The sequence below is a fragment of the Nocardia wallacei genome (genome assembly GCF_029868745.1).
Lineage (GTDB): Bacteria > Actinomycetota > Actinomycetes > Mycobacteriales > Mycobacteriaceae > Nocardia > Nocardia wallacei_B.
Genome location: NZ_JARWOP010000307.1, coordinates 23,431 through 41,398, shown reverse-complemented (window position 1 = coordinate 41,398; position 17,968 = coordinate 23,431). Strand labels below are relative to the sequence as shown.

The following is a 17,968-nucleotide window of genomic DNA, read 5'->3' as shown; positions in this document are numbered from 1 at the left end:
AACGCAGGGCCCGCGGAGTGTGTTCGACCATCGCTGCTTTACCCGACCTGAGAGAGATATTCGCTGTAGAACAATCCCAGTCCGACTGCCGACGCTATGGCCGCGAGCAACCAGAACCGAATGATCACCGTAGTCTCTGCCCATTTGCTGAGTTCGAAGTGGTGGTGGAACGGCGCCATTTTGAACAACCGGTTCCGGGTGGTGCGGTACACCGCGACCTGCAGCACCACCGACGCGGTCTCGGCCACGAACAGCGCGCCGATCACGATCATCAGCAGTTCGGTGCGCGTGGTGATGGACAGCCCGGCGAGCAGGCCGCCCAGCGCCAGCGAGCCGGTGTCGCCCATGAAGATCTTGGCGGGAGCCGCGTTCCACCACAGGAATCCGATGCATGCGGCCGCTCCGGCGGCACAGACCAGGGCCAGGTCCAGCGGGTCGCGCACGTTGTAGCACCCCGCCTCGGCGTGCGTCGAGCAGGCGTTGCGGTACTGCCAGAAGGTGATGATCACGTAGGAGCCCAGCACCAGGCTCATCGACCCCGCCGCCAGTCCGTCGAGTCCGTCGGTCAGGTTCACCGCGTTCGACCAGGCGACCACCACCAGGCAGACGAAGGCCAGGAAGATGATGACACCCATCGACACCGTGGTGATGTCGCGGACGTAGGACAGGTGGCGGCTGGCCGGGGTCTGCTTGTTCGCGCCCGGGAACTGCAACGCCAGCACGCCGAAGATGACCGCGGCGGACAGCTGCCCGAGATACTTCCCCGCCGCGGTGAGCCCGAGATTGCGCTGCTTGCGCAGCTTGATGAAGTCATCGATGAAGCCGACCGCGCCCAGCGCCGTGGTCAGCGACAGCACCAGCAGGCCCGAGACGGTCGGCCCCTCGGCCTCGTACCCGATGCCGATCAGGTGCGAACCCCAGTACCCGGCCCACAACCCGACCAGGATCGCCACGCCGCCCATGGTGGGGGTGCCGCGCTTGGCCTGATGGCTCTCCGGCCCGTCGATGCGGATCTCCTGGCCGAAACCGCGCCGGGCGAACATCCGGATCAGCAACGGCGTCAACAGGATCGACACCGCCAGGGCGATCGCCGCCGCGAACAGGATCTGTCTCATACCGCCGCCTCCGTGCCTGCCCCGGGAGCCGCGATGAGGTGTTGCGCGACCGCCCACAGCCCGGCCGAGTTCGACGCCTTCACCAGCACCACATCACCCGCCGCGATCTCGTCGTCCAGCACCGCGATCGCGGCCTCGATATCGGGGACGAGGACCGATTCCTCACCCCACGAACCTTCCATCACCGCACCCTGGTGCAGCGCGTGCGCCGGGCGCCCGGTGCCGACGACAATGAGCCGATCGACGTCCAGGCGCACCGCCAGCCGGCCGATGCGGTCGTGTTCGATGACCGATTCCTCGCCCAGCTCGGCCATCTCGCCGAGCACCGCCCAGGTCCGGCGATCGGTCTCCTTGGCCATGCTCACCAGCGCCTTGAGCGCCGCGCGCACCGAATCCGGGTTGGCGTTGTAGGAATCGTTGACGACGGTGACGCCGTCGGCGCGGGTGCGCACGTCCATCCGGTGCGCCGAGGCGATCCGCGCGCCCGACAGCGCTCGCGCCACCGTCTCGGGGTCGGCGCCGCACTCCAGCGCGACGGCCGCGGCCGACAGCGCGTTGCCGACCTGGTGCTCGCCGTGCACGGCCAGCCGGACCGGCACCTGGAAGCCCTTGGCGTGCAAGGTGAATCGGGCCCGCGCGTCGCCCTCGAGGGCGACGTCGGTGGCCCGGACGTCGGCGCCGGTCGACTGGCCGACGGTCACCACCCGGGCGTCGGTGCGGCTCGCCATGGCCGCCACGTTCGGGTCGTCGGCGTTGAGCACCGCGACGCCGGACGGCGGAAGCGCCTCCACCAGTTCGCCTTTGGCCTGCGCGATGGCCTCGCGGCTGCCGAACTCGCCCAGATGCGCGGTGCCGACATTGAGCACCACGCCGATGGTCGGCGGGGCGGTCTCGGTGAGCGCCTTGATGTGCCCGGGTCCGCGCGCGGACAGCTCCAGCACCAGGAACCGGGTCGCGGCGTCGGCACGCAATGCCGTCCACGGGTGGCCCAGTTCGTTGTTGAACGAACCGGGCGGGGCGACGACCGGGCCCAGCGGGGCCAGCACGCTCGCCAGCAGATCCTTGGTGGAGGTCTTGCCCGACGATCCCGTCACGCCGACGACGGTCAGCCCGCCCGCCACCAGCCGGTCGATGTTCGCCCGGGCCAGCTTCGCCAGCGCCGCCAGCACGGCCGCGCCGGAACCGTCGCGGTCGTGTGCCAGCGCCATCGCGCGGCTCGGCGCGGCGCCCGCGGGCGTCACCACGATCGCAGGCACACCGATCGGGCGCGCCGCCAGCACCGCCACCGCGCCCGCGGCCACCGCGGCGGCCGCGAAGTCGTGGCCGTCGCTGTGCTCGCCCGGCATCGCCAGGAACAGGTCGCCGGAATTGATTCGGCGCGAATCGAATTCGACCGCACCGGTCACCGTCACCGCGGGGTCGGGTACATCGTGCAGCGTGCCGCCGACGACGTCCGCGATCTCCCGCAGAGTCATCTCGATCATGAAACCGTCAGGTCCTTCGCTTTCCGTGAAAGGGCCTCCGCCAGCACCTCGCGGTCATCGAACGGATACTTCACACCCGCAATCTCCTGCCCAGTCTCGTGTCCCTTGCCCGCCACCAGCACGACGTCACCCGGTCGGGCCCAGTCCACGGCGGCGGTGATCGCCGCGGCGCGGTCGCCGAGCTCGACGACCTCGCCGCGTTCGGCCTCCGCGATGCCCAGCGCGCCACCGCGAATCGCCTCGCGGATGACCGCCGGATCCTCGCTGCGCGGATTGTCGTCGGTGATGATCAGCAGATCGGCGCCGCGGGCCGCGGTGGCGCCCATCAGCGGGCGCTTCCCGGCGTCGCGGTCGCCGCCCGCACCCACCACCACGGCCAGCCGCCCGCCGGAACCCTTGATGTATTCGCGCAGCGTCGCGATCACCGACTCCACCGCGGCGGGCTTGTGCGCGTAGTCCACGACGGCGAGGAAGTCCTGGCCCCGGTCGACGCGCTGCATCCGGCCCGGCACGTCCACGTGCGCCAGCGCCGCCGCCGCGGTCGCCGCGTCGACGCCCGCCGCCTCGCACACCGCGACCGCCAGCAGGCCGTTGGCGATGTTGTAGCTGCCCGGAAGCCGCAGTCGCACCGGGATTTTCACGTCCTGCCGGGCGGCGGTGAAGGTCTGCTCGCCGCCGTCGGCCGACGCACCGAGCGCGAGCCAGTCGGGGGCGGCCTCACCGGTCGGGCTCGCCGCCGTCGCCACGGTGACCACGGGCGTGCGGCCGCCCACCTCGCGCGCCAGGCGGCGGCCCCACGCGTCGTCGACGCAGATCACGCACTGCTGGGCGGCCACCGGCGACTCGGGCTCGAACAGTCGCCGCTTGGCGGCGAAATAGTCCTCGAAGTCGGCGTGGAAGTCCAGGTGGTCCTGCGACAGATTGGTGAACGCGCCCACCGCGAACCGCACCCCGTCGACCCGGCCCAGAACCAGCGCGTGGCTGGACACCTCCATCACCACGACCTGCACGCCCTGCTCGACCATCAGCGCGAACATCGCGTGCAGCTGCGGCGCCTCGGGCGTGGTCAGCGCGCTCGGCACCCGGCGGCCGCCGATGCGGGTCTCGATGGTGCCGATCAGCGCCGTCTGCCGGCCGGCCGCGGCCAGGCCCGCCTCCACCAGATACGCCGTGGTGGTCTTGCCGGAAGTGCCGGTGATGCCGAGGACCTGCAACCGTTGCGACGGATTGCCGTAGATCGCCGCCGACAGCTCGCCCAGGACCGCGCGCGGATCGTCGTGGACCAGCACGGGCACATCCAGCGCGCCGATCTGTTCGGCCCCTGCGGGATCGGTGAGCACCGCGACCGCACCCTGTTCGACAGCGGCGGCGGCGAATCGGGCGCCGTGCGCCCGCGCCCCGGCGAGACCGGCGAACAGATCGCCCGGCCGCACGGCGTTCGACCGCTGTTCGATGCCGGTGACCGCGATGTCGGCGAGATCGCGACTCGGGCGCGCGCCCGTGAGCTCGACGACCGTTCGCAGCGCGGTGGACGGCGGCGCCGCGGGACGCAGGACCTGCGGGCTGGGCTGCACGGGCACGAAGCTCCTCTCGATGTATGCGGTTCTGCGGTGCCGTCTCCCCCGGAACGGATCGGATCGACGTGTCAGGTTACCGCCAGGCCGACGCTGCGGGTTCCCGGCCATACCGGTTCGGTCCGCCCGGCTCGGTCACCGGTCCTGTTCCCGGTGCCGGAACGGGTTCCGAGCCTGCTCCACGGGTTGCCACCGCCGTCCGGGCAGGCTGCGGAGCACACCTGGCGCATCCCGTCCGACCCGTTCGGGAGGCATGCGGCGACCGCGTGGCACGCGGGGCGCGCCGAGGGGGTCCGCCGATCCGGCCGACGGGTACCGTTGCATCAGGCGAACCATTCTCACATCGCTTGCAGGACAAGGGGCTTGGCGGGCGGGGAGGGCGGGATCCGGTCGCGCTGCAGCGCCCAGGAGGCGATGTTGTGGAACAGCGGCGCGGCCGACTGCCCGCCGCTGCCGTCCGAGCTGCGGATCGGCGCGTTCAGCATGATGCCGACGACGTAGCGCGGGTTGTCGGCGGGGGCGATGCCGGCGAAGGTGATCCAGTAGCGGTCCGCGGAGTAGCAGCGGCAATTCGCGTCGATCTGCTGTGCGGTGCCGGTCTTGCCCGCCACCTGGTAGCCCTCGACGCCGCCGGCGGGCCCGGTGCCCTGCTGCACGCCCATCGGATCGCGCTGCACCACCGACTGGAACATGCCGCGCAGGGTCCGTGCGGTCTGCGGGCTGACGACGCGCACACCGTCGGGCTGCGGCTCCTCCTCGCGGTTGCCGCCCGGGCCGATCTCGGCCTTCACGATGCGCGGCGGCACCCGCACGCCGTCGTTGGCGATCGCCTGGTACATGCCCGTCATCTGCAGCAGGGTCATCGAAAGGCCCTGGCCGATAGGCAGGTTCGCGAAGGTCGAGCCCGACCACTGGTCGCGGGCCGGGACGCTGCCGCCGCTCTCGCCCGGCAGGCCGACGCCGGTGCGCTGCCCGAGCCCGAAGCGCTTCAGCATGTCGGCGTAGCGGTCTTCTCCGACGCGCTGCGCCAGCATCAGGGTGCCGACGTTGGACGACTTGCCGAAGACGCCGGTGGTGGTGAACGGGGTGACGCCGTGGTCCCACGCGTCGTGCACGGTGACACCGCCCATGCTGATCTCGCCGGGAACCTGGTGCACCTCTTCCGGATTCGTGAGGCCGTACTCGATGGCCGAGGCCGCCGTGACGATCTTGTTCACCGAACCCGGCTCGAAAACGTTGGTGACCGAGGGGTTGCCCATCTGGGCGGAACCCCAATCCTTCGCGCCCAGTTCGGGATTGAACGTGTTGTCGTTGGCCATCGCGAGCACCTGGCCGGTGTGCGCGTCGAGCACGACGGCGGAGGCGTCCTGCGCGCCAGACATCTGCTTGGCCTGCTGGACCTGCTGCTGCACGTAGTACTGCAGATCCGAATCCAGGGTCAGCTCCACGGTCGCGCCGTCGACGGCGGGCTGGCGGTCGCGCTCGCTGCCGGGGATCACCGCGCCGTCGGAGCCCTGGTCGTAGGTGTGCGAGCCGTCGGTGCCGGCCAGCTGTGAGTCCATCGAGGACTCCAGGCCGATGGCGCCGTGCCCGTCCCAGCCGGTCGCACCGATGACGTTGGCGGCCAGCGAGCCGCCGGGGTAGTCGCGGCTGTCCTGGCGGTCCACCGTGATCTCGGGGTATTTCTCCTTGATCTCGGCGGCCACGCGCGCGTCGACATTGCGCGCCAGGCGGACATAGGTCTCGTCGCTGCGCAGCATGGCCAGCAGCTCCGATTCCTTCGGGGCGGCCGGGCCGAGCTTTTCGTGGATCGTCTTGGCGATCGCCTGCAGCCGCTGATCCGGATCGGGGGCCTTGGCGGATTTCGCCCGCGCCTCGGCCAGCTCCTTACGCACCTGCACCGGCAGGAAGGTGAGTTCCTTGGTCGCGATGGTGAAGGCGAGCGACTTGCCGTTGCGGTCGGTGATCGGCCCGCGCAACGCCGCGTCGGCGACGTGCACAGTACGCTGCCCGGCCGCCTCCGCCGACAACGACGGCGCGGAAACGGTTTGCACCCAGAGCAATTGGACCGCGACGACCAGCAGCGCCGCCATCATCAGAATCCGCCCCACCCCGAACCGAATCCGAGCCGAGGCATCCGCCGCCGTCTCGGCCACCCTCCTCGAGCGTTTGCGCGGCCCCCGCGCCGGAGCCCGCCGAGCCGCCGTGCGCCCACGAGCCGGACTCATCGCACCGCCCCACCCGCCGCGGGCGACTCGACGGACTCGGCCTCCGGCGCTCCGGCTATCGCCGGACCCTGCTGCCCCGCAACAGCTTCGGCTCCCGGCGAGGTACCGCTCGCGGCCGGTGCGGAATTCGCGGAATCGGTCGACGTACCCGGGACCGGCACGGCCCGATCAAGCGGCCCGGAAGCCGGAACCGTCTGTCCCGGAACCGAACCCGCAGACTGCCCGGCCGATTGGTCCGAAGCCACAGGGTCCCCTGCCGCCGGTGCCTGGTCTGCCCCTACCGGGCTTCCAGCTGCCGGTGCGGCCGGCAGTTGCGCCGGGGCGGGCTCGGCCGGGGCCTGCTGTTCCTGGTTCCCGCCCGCCTGGGTCGGCGTTGCGGCCGCGTCTTCTGGTGCGGTGCCCTGTCCTGCGACCGGGGCCTGATTCGCCCCGGGCGCTTGGTTGGCGCCCGCACCTGGATTGGCGCCCGCATCAGGGTTGGTGCCCGCATCAGAGTTGGTGCCTGCAGCTGGGCTCGCGCCCGCGGGCTGGTTGGTGCCTGCAGCTGGGCTCGCGCCCGCGGGCTGGTTAGCGCCCGGGGTGGGGGTGGTTACCGGGACGAGGCGTTCTCCTTGGGCCTGGACGAGTTTGGGGACGGCCGGGGAGGCGGAGGGGGTGGTGTTCAGGGGTGGGGCGGGGGCGCCCTGTTCGGGGGTTTCCTTGCCGATCACCGTGATTGTGCCGTCGGGGGCGATGAGCAGGCGGGACGGGTCCTTCGCGGGGATCATGCCGAGTTCGCGGGCTCGGTTCGCCAGTTCGGGGGCCGAGTCGGCGGCGGCCACCTCGCGCTGCAGGGCCGCTCGCTCGTCGCTGAGCTGGCGGTTGATGCGGCGGGCGTCGCCGAGCTGGTAGCTGTCCTCGGCGGCGTGGGTCGTCAGCAGCAAAGTGACCATCAGGCCGCCGGCCAGCAGGGCGATGATGCCGGTCACGAACGGCAACCGGCCCGCCATCGCGGACGCGGCCCGGCCCGGCAGTGGCGGCAGGCCGCCGCCCTGGACGCGGTTGCGGCGCCGGGCGTAAGCGCGCTGCGCCGCACCGGATTTCACCCGCTCGGCCTGCTCCACCCGCTGCGGCGCGGCCTTCTCGCCGCGCCGCGGCATGACCTGCGCGGCTCGCTGCTCCGCGGTCTTGGCCGCCCGCCGGGACGACTCCCGCCGCGGTGCGTCCACCCGTGTGCGCACGCTCATATCTCCGCCTCCCCTACTGCGTTCAACCCCGTCGGCCGGCTCGACGCGACGGCAAGTCCGGTACGCCGCGTGGTTTCCCACGTGAGCTGTCCCGGCCGTACCGATCGCGCCATGTTCATTCGGCCTCCGCTATCCGTTCCGCGGCCCGCATCCGTACCGGTGCGGCCCGCGGGTTGTCCTCGATCTCGCCTGCGGAAGCCTTCTCCGCCCCCCGAGTGAGGATCCTGAATTCCGGTCCCATGCCCGGCAGTTCGACCGGTAACCCCGCGGGCGTGCGCGACGTGGAGCGCCGCGTCAGCACCTGCTTGACCACCTTGTCCTCGAGCGATTGATACGACATGACGACGATGCGCCCGCCCACCTCGAGCGCGGCGAGCGCCGCGGGCAGCGCGGCCTCCAGCGACTCCAGCTCCCGATTCACCTCCACGCGCAGCGCCTGGAAGGTGCGCTTGGCGGGATGACCGCCGGTGCGCCGGGTCGCGGCGGGAATGGCGTCGTAGAGCACCTCCACCAATTGGGCGCTGGTGGTGAACGGCCGCTGCTGCCGCCGCCTGAGGACCTCGCTCGCGATGCGCCCCGCGAACCGTTCCTCGCCATAGGTTTTCAGCACCCGGGCCAGCTCGCCATGGCTGTAGGTATTGAGCACGTCGGCGGCGGTGAGTTCGGCCGTCGGGTCCATGCGCATGTCCAGCGGGGCGTCGATCGAGTAGGCGAAGCCGCGTTCGGACTCGTCCAGTTGCATCGACGACACACCCAGGTCCATCAGGATCGCCCGGACCGAACTCGTCGCGGACAGCCCGGCGGACTGCAACGCCTCGGCCAGACCGTCGTACCGGGTGTGCACGAGCGTGATCCGGTCTTCGAACGGCCGCAGCCGCTCACCGGCGAGCCGCAGCGCCTCGGTGTCGCGGTCCAGACCGATCAGCCGGATCGCCGGATACGTGCGCAGGAAGTGCTCGGCATGACCGCCGAGACCTAGGGTCGCATCGACCAGGACGCCACCGGAATCCAGTGCGGGACCGAGGATTTCGTCTGCGCGGCGCAGGAGGACCGGAACATGGCGGGGAGTCTGGTTCGCATGATTCACCTCGACCTCCCGGATCCTGCCTCAGGGTGTCGCCGGCGGTGCCAGGCGTGGCGCACACGCCGCAGGGGCCGCCCGCGAATGGACTCACACGTCGTGTGGTGGATGCCCCGTGGTCTCTGACCGACCATCGGCACCTGGCGTTGGGGAAGTACGTCAGGGTCCTGGTCGGGCAGAGGCCGCGGGGCACTCGCCTCGTCGGGGCTAGAAGATTCCGCCCAGCGACTCGTCTCTGGCCTGCGAGTAATCCTCCTCGTGTTCGGCGAGGTAGGACTCCCACGCCTGTTTGTCCCAAATCTCGAGGAAGTCGACCGAGCCGATCACCACGCAGTCCTTGGTGAGGTTCGCGTAGCGGCGGTGCTCGCCCGACAACGTGATCCGGCCCTGTCCGTCCGGACGCTGCTCGTCCGTGGAAGCCGCCAGGGCTCGGACGAAAGCCCGTGCCTGCGGATTGTTCCGGGATGCCGCGGCGGCTCGTCGCGCCAGCGCGGCGAACTCCTCCTTCGGATACACGGCAAGGCTGTGGTCCTGACCTTTCGTGACCATCAACCCTCCCGCCAGTTCGTCCCGAAACTTCGCAGGCAACGTCAGTCGCCCCTTGTCGTCCAGTCGAGGCGTATAGGTACCGAGAAACACCGTCTCGACACCTCCTGCTGGATCACCTCGTCTGGTCGGCCTCCATCAGTGCGCGTCCCACATTACCCCACTTTCCCCCACTTTCAATCGAAAGCGGGGGCGATCTCGGTCGGCCCGCAGCGGATTGCCCAGCTCATGTCAGCTATCACCGAGGTGGGGAGTTTCCGCCGAGTTCCCCCGACGCATGTCGCCGATGCGTCCGGCGACCCGACAACCACCAGCAAACCCGCAGATCGGGAAGGCCCTTTCGGCGCGGTGGGCGGAAGTGGGGAGCCGCGGTGGGTGGATGTGGGGAGTAGGGGTGCGGCGATACCCGGCGCCCCCGGATGAGATGCACACAACAAAAACGACACGCCGTGCATCGCACGGCGTGTCGTGAAGCTTCGGGGCGCTAGTTGTCCTGTTCGAACCGGCGCCTGAACCGGTCCTCCATGCGGGCGGCGAACCCGCCGGACTTGCGCGACTTGCCCTTGGGAGCGGCGGAGCCACCGCCGCCGCCCGGCCCCGGCTGCGCGTCGCCGTCCCCCTTGCGGCCGGTGCCCGGCAGACCCGAGCCCCCCAGCAGGAGCAGGACGCCCGCGCCGAACATGACGATGAAGCCGAGCAGACTGATGATGGGGAACCCACCCGGCTTCACGGGCAGCGCGATACCCGCGACGAGAAGAACCAGGCCGAGGACGAACAAAGTCGCCGATTGAAGTCTGCGTCTGCCCGTGGCAGAACGTAGGCGTCCGCCACGGACGGTCGAGGCGAACTTGGGATCCTCAGCATAGAGAGCGCTCTCGATCTGTTCGAGCATGCGCTGCTCGTGCTCGGAGAGTGGCACGGTACCTCCCCCGGCACTTGTCGTGGTAGTCGTCTCCGGGTAGACGACAAGTAGCCGACCTTGGCGGCTACCTGCCCTCAATGATACGAGTTCGATCAGTGCACTACCACCTACTCGCCGATGTTCAGGCCGTGCCGTCGCCCAGGCGGGCCTCGGCGGGGCGCAATCGGGCCGCCGTACTGACCAGGTCCTCCACGTCGTGCAGGAATGCGCCTACCCGAGAAGCGAACTCGTCGGCGCGCGGCGCGTCGACCGGACGATCCAGCCCCGCCTCGATGGCCGCGCGGGTTTCGGAGAAGGAACTGAAGTAGTCCGCCCACATCACGAACTCGGGTGCGGCCTGCTGCATGAGCACCCAGGCGTTGCGCGAACGGGCCCGCGGCGCGCGGTCGGCGCCGGTGATCGCCAGCACCGCCCCCGCGCCTCGCAGGGCCGCCAGATAAGCGGTGCGGAACCGTTCGCGCGGGTCCCCCTCGGCGGCCGACTGCATCAGCAGACCGTCGGCGCGGTCCAGCAGACCGCCCGCTCGTCCGGGACGTCCGGGATACCCGATCCGACCAGCCATTGCGGTACCTCCAACCCTTCGCACACCCTTGGTCCTCCGAGTGCATCGCCGACCGGACGGACCGAACAGGTATTCGAACGTTTCAATTGAGTGTGAATATAGAGACGACCACCGACAACTTTCCGCGTTCGAACGAGAGCCGCGCCGCCCTGACATGACCGCCCTCAGACCGCACCACACCCCCGCCCCCGTCGTCGTCGACCTGTCGGTGGCCGCGCTACGCGCCCGGCTGCACGATGCGCTGGCGGTGTATGTGGCGGCCATGGACTATCCGCGCGGCACCGAACACCACCGCGCGCCGATGTGGACCGAGCACACCACCCGGCCGGGCTGGCAGGCGGTGGGCGCGGTGATTCCCGACGACAACGGCCGGTTCGACCTGCGCACCGCGCCCCTGGTGGCCGTCGCCTACGGCTACAGCGGGGCGGCGCACCAGTGGTGGCATCAGCAGGTGCACAACGGCATGCGGCGGTCGGGCTGGCCCGAGCACGCGGCGCGCGAATTGCTCTCGGACTACTTCGAACTCACCGAACTGCACGTCCATCCCAGCGCCCAGGGGCGCGGCATCGGCGAGACGCTGCTGGTCCGGCTGCTGAAGGACCGGCCCGAGCGAGCGGTGCTGCTGTCCACGCCCGAGGTCGACCACGAGGCCAACCGGGCCTGGCGGCTGTACCGGCGGCAGGGATTCACCGACGTGGTCAGGAATTTCGTCTTCTCCGGTGACACCCGGCGGTTCGCGGTCCTGGGCCGCCGGCTGCCGCTGGAAACTTCGTGACCGATGTGAACGTGGTGGTCGTGGGATCCGGCCACAACGCGCTGGTCGCCGCCTGCTACCTGGCCCGGTCCGGGCATCGGGTGGAGGTGCTCGAGCGGGACGAGGTGCTGGGCGGGGCGGTCTCGACGGTGCCGCGGTTTCCCGGCCACCAGGTGGATCGAGGTTCCTCGGCGCACATCATGATCCGGCACACCGGCATCATCGAGGAACTGGCGCTCGACCGCTTCGGACTGCGCTATCTCGAGTGCGACCCCTGGGGTTTCGCGCCCGCGCCCGGCGGCGACGGGACGCCGCTGGTGTTCCACCGCGACCTGGACCGCACCTGCGCGTCCGTCGAGGCGGCCTGCGGCGCGCGCGACGCCGCCGCGTACCGCCGCTTCGTGGAGGTCTGGGGTCCGCGCTCGCGCCGGGTGATGCGGGCGTTCGCGGGCCCGCCGGGACCCGCTCGTTTAATACGTTCGTTCTGGGGGCTTGACGCGCGCGCGGGTGGCAGCGCCCTGTCGCGGGATTTCCTGCAGTCCGGAGACGCGCTGCTGGACAGCTGGTTCGACGACGAGCGGCTGAAGGCGGCGCTGGCATGGTTCGGCGCCCAGTCCGGACCGCCGATGTCGGAGCCGGGCACCGCGCCGATGGTGGGCTTCGCGGCGCTGATGCACACGCTGCCGCCCGGTCGCGCGGTCGGGGGCAGCGGCGCGCTGACCACGGCCCTCGTGAGTCGGCTGCGGGCCGACGGCGGCGCCGTCTCGGCCGGCGACGCGGTCACCGAACTGCGCCGCGAGGGCGCCGGATGGCGGGTGCGCACCGAATCCGGCCGAAACCTGCCCGCGCACACCGTGATAGCGGGCACCCACATCCTGACCACGCTGGAGTTGTTGCGCCGGGGCGACTTCGACCCCGCCGTGCTCGACGACTGGCGGCGGCGCATCCGGGTCGGCCCCGGCATCGGCATGGTGGTCCGCGCCGCGACCGACGCGCTGCCCCGCTACCCCGGCGCGTCGATCGAGGAGTCCACCCGCGGCCTGCAACTGCTGGTCACCGACCGGCGGCAGCTGCGCCTCGCGCACGGCGCGGCCCTGGCCGGGGAACTGCCGCCGCGCCCGGCAGTGCTGGGGATGAGCTTCAGCGCGCTCGACCCGTCCATCGCGCCACCCGGACAGCATCAGGTGTCGCTGTGGGCGCAGTGGCACCCCTACCGGCTCGCCGACGGCAGCGCGTGGAGCGCGCACGCCGAGCGCGAAGCGGATCGCATTATCGCCGAGGTCGACTCCGCCGCACCGGGTTTCGCCGCCTCGGTGCGGGAGCGGTTCGTGCAGACGCCCGCCGATCTGGAACGCGAGCTGGGGCTGATCGGCGGCAATGTGATGCACGTGGAGATGTCGCTGGACCAGATGTTCTTCTGGCGGCCGCTGCCGGAGCTGTCCGGCCAGCGGGTGCCGGGCGCGCCGGGGCTCTATCTGACCGGCGCGTCCACCCATCCCGGTGGCGGCGTGTCGGGGGCCTCCGGGCGCAGCGCCGCCCGCCTGATCCTGCGCGATCTGCGGCGGTCCCGGCTGCGGCGCGGCCGGGGATGACGGTCCGGCGATTACCGGCGGTCACGGCGATCGCGTTGATCCTCGCCCAGATCGCCTATCCGCTGACCAGCGGCATAGGCCGGGACCGGGTGACCGTGGTGGTGGTCGTGCTCGCGGTGGTCACCGCTCTCGCGCACGCCGGGTCGACTCGCGGCCCCCGCTTCGCCGCCGGGTTCCTGCTGATCGTCTCGGGCATCGGACTGGTCGCCGAAATGGTCGGCACCGCATACGGATTCCCGTTCGGCTGCTACGAGTACGCGCAGGACCGGCTGGGCCCGGCGGTGGCGGACGTGCCGCTGCTGATACCGCTGGCCTGGACCGGTGGACTGTACCCGGTATGGGTGGTGGCGAATCGGCTCGGTTCCGTTGCCGCCGTGCGCATTCCGCTCACGGCCGCCGGTGCGGTCGGCTGGGACCTGTTCCTGGATCCGCAGATGGTCGCCGACGGCCAGTGGACCTGGTGCTCCCCGCAGCCGGGACTGCCGGGCCTGGCGGAGATTCCGTACACCAACTATCTCGGCTGGTTCGCGGTCGCGACCGTGATGACCGCGCTGCTCGAGTTGCTCGGCCGCCGCTACCCCGCGACGACCGGCACCCTCGCCGTCCCCGTCGTGGTCTTCGTGTGGACGTGGCTGGGCTCCGCGCTGGCGCACGCGGCGTTCCTCGGCCTTCCCGCCTCGGCGGCCTACGGCCTGCTCGGGCTGGGACTGCTCGGAATACCTCTGTCGGCGAGCGCATTCCGCACTGCCGCCCGCTCGCCGGGCTGATTCGCCGGCCGGGCCGCCGCGTACCGCCGCCCGAACAGCGCGTCATCTCACCCGCCGCGCGGCTCCCGGCCCGTCGCATGCCGGGGCAACCGGCGTGCCATGGCACGATGTGAGCCGTGCAGCCGAGTCCGACAACCCCGCAGCCCGACGGCACGAGCCTTCGCTCGCCACGCCGGCGCCGCCATCGTGCCTGGTCCCTGGTGATGCTGACGGTATTGCTGATGCCGTTGCTGGCGGGCTGCCTGCGCCTGCAGGTGTCGATGGGGGTGTCGTCGAACGATCGGGTGTCGGGACGCATCGTGGTGGCCGCCGTGCCCGCCAACGACAAGGACAAGGGCCCGGAACTGAAGGTTCCCGAGACGCTGGCGAGCAAGGTGCGGGTGGAGTCGTACACGCAAGACGGCTATAGCGGCAGCCAGGTCTATTTCGACGACCTCACCTTCGGCGAGGTGCAGCAACTCGGCCAGCTGTCCGAAGAGACGCAGGGCATGTTCAACCTGCAGTTCATCCGCACCGGCGACCTGGTCACCCTCAGCGGGCGCGTCGATCTGCGCACCGTGCCGCCGCAGGGCTCGGACGTGCAGTTCACCGTGGCGTTCCCGTCCCGGGTCGGCACCACCAACGGCACCAGGGAGGGCGACTCGATCGTCTCCTGGAAGCTGCCGCCCGGTGATGTCAGCACGGTGCGCGCCGAGGTGAAGTACGCCGACCCGAACACCCGCTCGTTCGCGGGGTGGGCCGGTATCGTCGGCGGCATCACGCTGGCCGTCGCGGCCGTCGTCGCGGTGCTGGCGTATCTGGGCCGCAACCCCACACCGCCGTGGGCGCGCACCGACACGTAACACCCCGCCGCCGAATCCCCTTGTTCCGGTCCGTGTTTCGGGCCGGTCACGGTCCTCCCCGGTGGCGGTGCGAGGACGGAAACGGGCGAGACAGCCGTCGCCGCGTGTGAAAGGCTGGATGTCACATGAACAGGACACGTGAGAAGGCGGCGCGGGCGGGCGTCGCGAGTGCGGCGAGCCGATCCGGCGGCGCGCTCCACGGTCCGGTGCTGGCGGGTGCCGCGCTCGCCGGCGTCGGCGCCGGGCTGGCGGCGCTCAACCGGTTGACGGTGCGGCAACTCGACGCCGTGCCCACCACCGTGATCGAACCGGTGACGGTGTGCGTCCCCGCTCGCGACGAGGTACGCCGGTTGCCGTCGCTGATCGCGGATCTGCGTGCGCAGCAAGGCGTTCCGCGGCTGCGGGTGCTGATTCTCGACGACCGTTCGGCCGATGCCACCTACGAGGCGGCCGCCGCCGCGGCGGGTGGCGACGAACGGTTCACGGTGATCTGCGCGGAGACCGAACCCGAGCCCGGCTGGACCGGCAAGGCCGCCGCCTGCGCGCGCCTGGCCGACATCGCGGGCATGACGGTCGGTTCCGACGCACCGGCCGGGGCGCTGGTGTTCCTGGACGCCGACGTGCGGCTGCGGCCGGGTGCGATCGCCGCCGCGGTCGGCGAATTGCGCAGGGCCCGCGCGGCATCGGTGTCACCGTGGCCGCGGCAGCGGGCGGGGACGCTCGCCGAGGCGCTGGTGCAGCCGCTGCTGTGCTGGTCCTGGGCGGCGTCGCTGCCCATCGGGATCGCCAACCGGAGCCTGCGACCGTCCACGGCGGTCTCGTGCGGGCAGTTCCTCGTCTTCGACGCGGCCACCTATCGCGCCGTGGGCGGGCATGCCGCCGTCGCCGCGGACGTCACCGAGGATCTGGCGCTGTCGCGGGCGCTGCGCCGGGCCGGGCACCACACCGCGCTGGTGGGCGGCGGCCGGGTCGCGAGTACCCGGATGTACCGGGGCGCGGCCGATCTCGACGCGGGATACACGCGGTGGCTGTGGTCGGCCTACGGTTCGGCGGGCGGCAGCGCCGCCGTCGGCGCGGTGGCCGCGCTCGCGTTCCTCGCGCCGCCGGTGGCCGCGCTGTGCGGGCGCGGACGCACCCGCACCGCCGGGCGTGTCGGCTACGCCTGCGCCGTCGCCGCTCGGCTGCTGGCCCGCTCGCTGGAGTCGGGCGGCGGTCTGCGGTCCGCGGATGTTGTTGCGGCCCTGGCCCATCCGCTGTCGATCGCGGCCTATCTGCGGCTGTCGGCGCGCTCGCACCGCCTGCACCGCGCGGGCGCGCTGAGCTGGAAGGGCCGTCCGCTGCCCGCCCGCGCCGTCTGAACTCAGGACACCGGGACGATCCCGACCGTCGGCAGGAAATAGCACGTGCGCTCGCCGTTGCGGACCGAGCCGAACACCGCCGCCAGCACGGTGCCGGAACCGGTGTTCACCGGCACCGCGCGCACGCCTCCCGCGGGCATGGCGGCGGCGAAGAAGTTCTGCACGGCCTGCTCGGCGAGCGGGCGGACCTCGGCGGGCACATTCGGCGGCACCATCGCCTTGACCACCTGCGCCAGCGGGTTCATCGCGGCGAAACCGCCGCGGCCGGTGGCGGTGTTCAGCCATGCCACCTGCATGCCGGAGGTATCCGCGCCGTCTGCTTCCAGGCCGTACGGCACGAAGGCGAACATAGTCTGGCCGGACTTCACCGCCGCCAGGTCCAAGCCGGGCGTCGACACCGTCGTCTTCGGCCACGGGCCGGGCAGCGCGCCGGCCAGCGCGGGCACCAGCCCCGCGGTGGTGCCGTCGTGGCACAGCGCCGAGGCCGAGGGGTACAGGAACGGCTGCACCCCCAGCCGCTGCAGGCTCTCCACGGCAGACTGGTAGGCACTCAGCAAATCATTGGTACCGGCTGCCTCCACGCGCCCGGCGCCGACGACCGCGGCACCGGGGTCCAGCGGAGCGGCTGCCGCCGACCAGGATCCGGCGCAGGCCAGGGCGACCGAAACGCCCATCGCACCGGCGATACGAACCAGACTGCGCAACACGGCCATCGGAGTTCTCCTCGTCGTCACGGTCGGACGTGAGGGTACTCGCGCACGGAGCACACACCCGGCAATCGAGCCGCGAAACGCCGATCAGGCGCTCACGGGGGCGGCCGTCACGGTGTAACCGAGGTTGGTGAGCACCTCGGTGGTGGCCTTGGCGAAGTTGAGGGTGATGAAGTGCAGGCAGGGCGCACCCTCGTCGATCAGACGCTGACCGATCTCGGTGGCGATCTCGATGCCGACCGCGCGCACGTCGTTGCGGTTGGCCTCCGGATCGCTGCCCCCGGCGCGTTCGAGCCGCCGCATCAGCGCCGGCGGCACCGGCCGGCCCGACAACTCCTCGGCGCGCTGCACGGTGCGCAGCGAGGTGATCGGCATCAGTTCCGGGATGATCGGCTTGGCGCCCTCGACCGCGTCGCAGGCCGCCACCCGGTCCCGCAGGCGCAGGTAGTGCTCCACGTCGAAGAACATCTGGGTGATCGAATACTCCGCTCCCGCACGCAGTTTCGCGCACAGGTAGGCGGTGTCGTGGTCGAGGTCCGGGGAGCGGTGGTGCCCCTGCGGGAACGATGCCACACCCACGTGGAAGTCGCCGAGGCCGCGGACCATGCGCACCAGGTCCTCGGCGTATTCCAGGCCGTCGGGGTGCTTGCGCCACTCGCCCAGCGGGTCGCCGGGCGGGTCACCGCGCAGCACCAGCAGATTGCGGATACCGGCGTCGGCGTAGGTGCCGACGATCGAACGCAGTTCCGCGACGCTGTGCTCGACCGCGGTCAGATGCGCCACCGTGAGCAGGGTCGTCTCCCGGGCGAGCTGGCCCGTCACCCGGGCGGTGCGGTCGCGGGTCGACCCCCCGGCCCCGTAGGTCATCGACACGAACGCCGGATGCATGCGCTCGAACTCGCGGGCGGCACGCCACAGCCGCGCCTCGGCGGCGGCGTCGCGCGGCGGATTGAACTCCACCGAGAACGGGATGGTCCCGTCGGGACGCCTGACCAGCTGCCCTACGACGGACGGAGTTCCGGAAACCTGCGGCGTCCGGGTCGTTCGGCCTGGGGTCGAGCGTCCCCGTACGTTGTCGAAACTCACCGAACCAGTGTAAGTGGGGTGGCGCCGCTCACTGCGGCCCCTGGGCGCATCGGCCGCAAATCGGTAGGTCGGTAAGGTTCCATCCGGGGTGCGGTCGTGCCCCGAATTACCTATAGCCGCA

Annotated in this window: 16 protein-coding genes; 5 read left to right on the top strand and 11 right to left on the bottom strand. The window is 71.3% G+C overall.

The genetic code is table 11. The features are described 5' to 3' along the window. Window positions 1–38: 38 nt before the first annotated feature. The 9 genes from mraY to QH470_RS28510 all read right to left on the bottom strand — a co-directional run bounded on the left by mraY (window position 39) and on the right by QH470_RS28510 (window position 10,738). Window positions 39–1,115 (bottom strand): phospho-N-acetylmuramoyl-pentapeptide-transferase, encoded by a 1,077-nt coding sequence (gene mraY / locus QH470_RS28550; protein WP_187684008.1) that lies wholly within the window; start codon window positions 1,113–1,115, stop codon window positions 39–41. Next, complete coding sequence (locus QH470_RS28545) at window positions 1,112–2,599, bottom strand: UDP-N-acetylmuramoyl-tripeptide--D-alanyl-D-alanine ligase (RefSeq protein ID WP_280275449.1); 1,488 nt, start codon at window positions 2,597–2,599, stop codon at window positions 1,112–1,114. Before QH470_RS28545 ends, mraY begins: the two co-directional genes overlap by 4 nt. After that, complete coding sequence (locus tag QH470_RS28540; protein ID WP_425302803.1) at window positions 2,596–4,179, bottom strand: UDP-N-acetylmuramoyl-L-alanyl-D-glutamate--2,6-diaminopimelate ligase; 1,584 nt, start codon at window positions 4,177–4,179, stop codon at window positions 2,596–2,598. Before QH470_RS28540 ends, QH470_RS28545 begins: the two co-directional genes overlap by 4 nt. Before the next feature lie 332 nt (window positions 4,180–4,511). Next, entirely contained in the window at window positions 4,512–6,401 is a 1,890-nt protein-coding gene (locus QH470_RS28535) for a peptidoglycan D,D-transpeptidase FtsI family protein (protein ID WP_280275448.1), read from the bottom strand. Beyond that, window positions 6,398–7,627 (bottom strand): cell division protein FtsL, encoded by a 1,230-nt coding sequence (ftsL, locus tag QH470_RS28530; protein ID WP_280275447.1) that lies wholly within the window; start codon window positions 7,625–7,627, stop codon window positions 6,398–6,400. The genes QH470_RS28535 and ftsL overlap by 4 nt, the downstream gene beginning before the upstream one ends. A gap of 115 nt (window positions 7,628–7,742) precedes the next feature. Next, window positions 7,743–8,714 carry a 16S rRNA (cytosine(1402)-N(4))-methyltransferase RsmH gene (gene rsmH / locus QH470_RS28525; RefSeq protein WP_280275446.1) on the bottom strand — a complete coding sequence of 324 codons (972 nt, stop codon included), beginning with the start codon at window positions 8,712–8,714 and terminating at the stop codon, window positions 7,743–7,745. Between the two features lie 201 nt (window positions 8,715–8,915). Next, the gene (gene mraZ / locus QH470_RS28520) at window positions 8,916–9,347 is read right to left on the bottom strand and encodes a division/cell wall cluster transcriptional repressor MraZ (RefSeq protein ID WP_187684014.1); all 432 of its coding nucleotides are present in this window, start codon (window positions 9,345–9,347) and stop codon (window positions 8,916–8,918) included. Window positions 9,348–9,738: 391 nt separating this feature from the next. After that, complete coding sequence (locus tag QH470_RS28515) at window positions 9,739–10,173, bottom strand: DUF3040 domain-containing protein (protein WP_280275445.1); 435 nt, start codon at window positions 10,171–10,173, stop codon at window positions 9,739–9,741. A 124-nt stretch (window positions 10,174–10,297) separates the two neighbouring features. Next, window positions 10,298–10,738 (bottom strand): SAV_6107 family HEPN domain-containing protein, encoded by a 441-nt coding sequence (locus QH470_RS28510; RefSeq protein ID WP_280275444.1) that lies wholly within the window; start codon window positions 10,736–10,738, stop codon window positions 10,298–10,300. Window positions 10,739–10,892: 154 nt separating this feature from the next. On the opposite strand from QH470_RS28510, the gene QH470_RS28505 reads away from it, so the two are divergent. From QH470_RS28505 to QH470_RS28485, 5 genes are all read left to right on the top strand, one after another. Further along, window positions 10,893–11,513, top strand: a complete 621-nt coding sequence (locus QH470_RS28505) for a GNAT family N-acetyltransferase (protein ID WP_280275443.1) — start codon at window positions 10,893–10,895, stop codon at window positions 11,511–11,513. A 5-nt stretch (window positions 11,514–11,518) separates the two neighbouring features. After that, window positions 11,519–13,084 carry a phytoene desaturase family protein gene (locus tag QH470_RS28500; RefSeq protein WP_280275477.1) on the top strand — a complete coding sequence of 522 codons (1,566 nt, stop codon included), beginning with the start codon at window positions 11,519–11,521 and terminating at the stop codon, window positions 13,082–13,084. Beyond that, complete coding sequence (locus QH470_RS28495) at window positions 13,081–13,851, top strand: carotenoid biosynthesis protein (protein WP_280275442.1); 771 nt, start codon at window positions 13,081–13,083, stop codon at window positions 13,849–13,851. The genes QH470_RS28500 and QH470_RS28495 overlap by 4 nt, the downstream gene beginning before the upstream one ends. Before the next feature lie 116 nt (window positions 13,852–13,967). Next, the gene (locus QH470_RS28490; RefSeq protein ID WP_425302802.1) at window positions 13,968–14,693 is read left to right on the top strand and encodes an LppM family (lipo)protein; all 726 of its coding nucleotides are present in this window, start codon (window positions 13,968–13,970) and stop codon (window positions 14,691–14,693) included. Window positions 14,694–14,818: 125 nt separating this feature from the next. After that, a complete protein-coding gene (locus QH470_RS28485) occupies window positions 14,819–16,051 on the top strand; it encodes a glycosyltransferase family 2 protein (RefSeq protein ID WP_280275440.1) in 1,233 nt (410 codons plus the stop codon). A gap of 2 nt (window positions 16,052–16,053) precedes the next feature. Here QH470_RS28485 and QH470_RS28480 read toward each other — a convergent pair whose 3' ends face one another. Beyond that, the gene (locus tag QH470_RS28480) at window positions 16,054–16,764 is read right to left on the bottom strand and encodes a hypothetical protein (RefSeq protein WP_280275439.1); all 711 of its coding nucleotides are present in this window, start codon (window positions 16,762–16,764) and stop codon (window positions 16,054–16,056) included. 84 nt (window positions 16,765–16,848) lie between these two features. Beyond that, window positions 16,849–17,847 (bottom strand): methylenetetrahydrofolate reductase, encoded by a 999-nt coding sequence (locus QH470_RS28475; RefSeq protein WP_280275438.1) that lies wholly within the window; start codon window positions 17,845–17,847, stop codon window positions 16,849–16,851. Window positions 17,848–17,968: the final 121 nt, after the last annotated feature.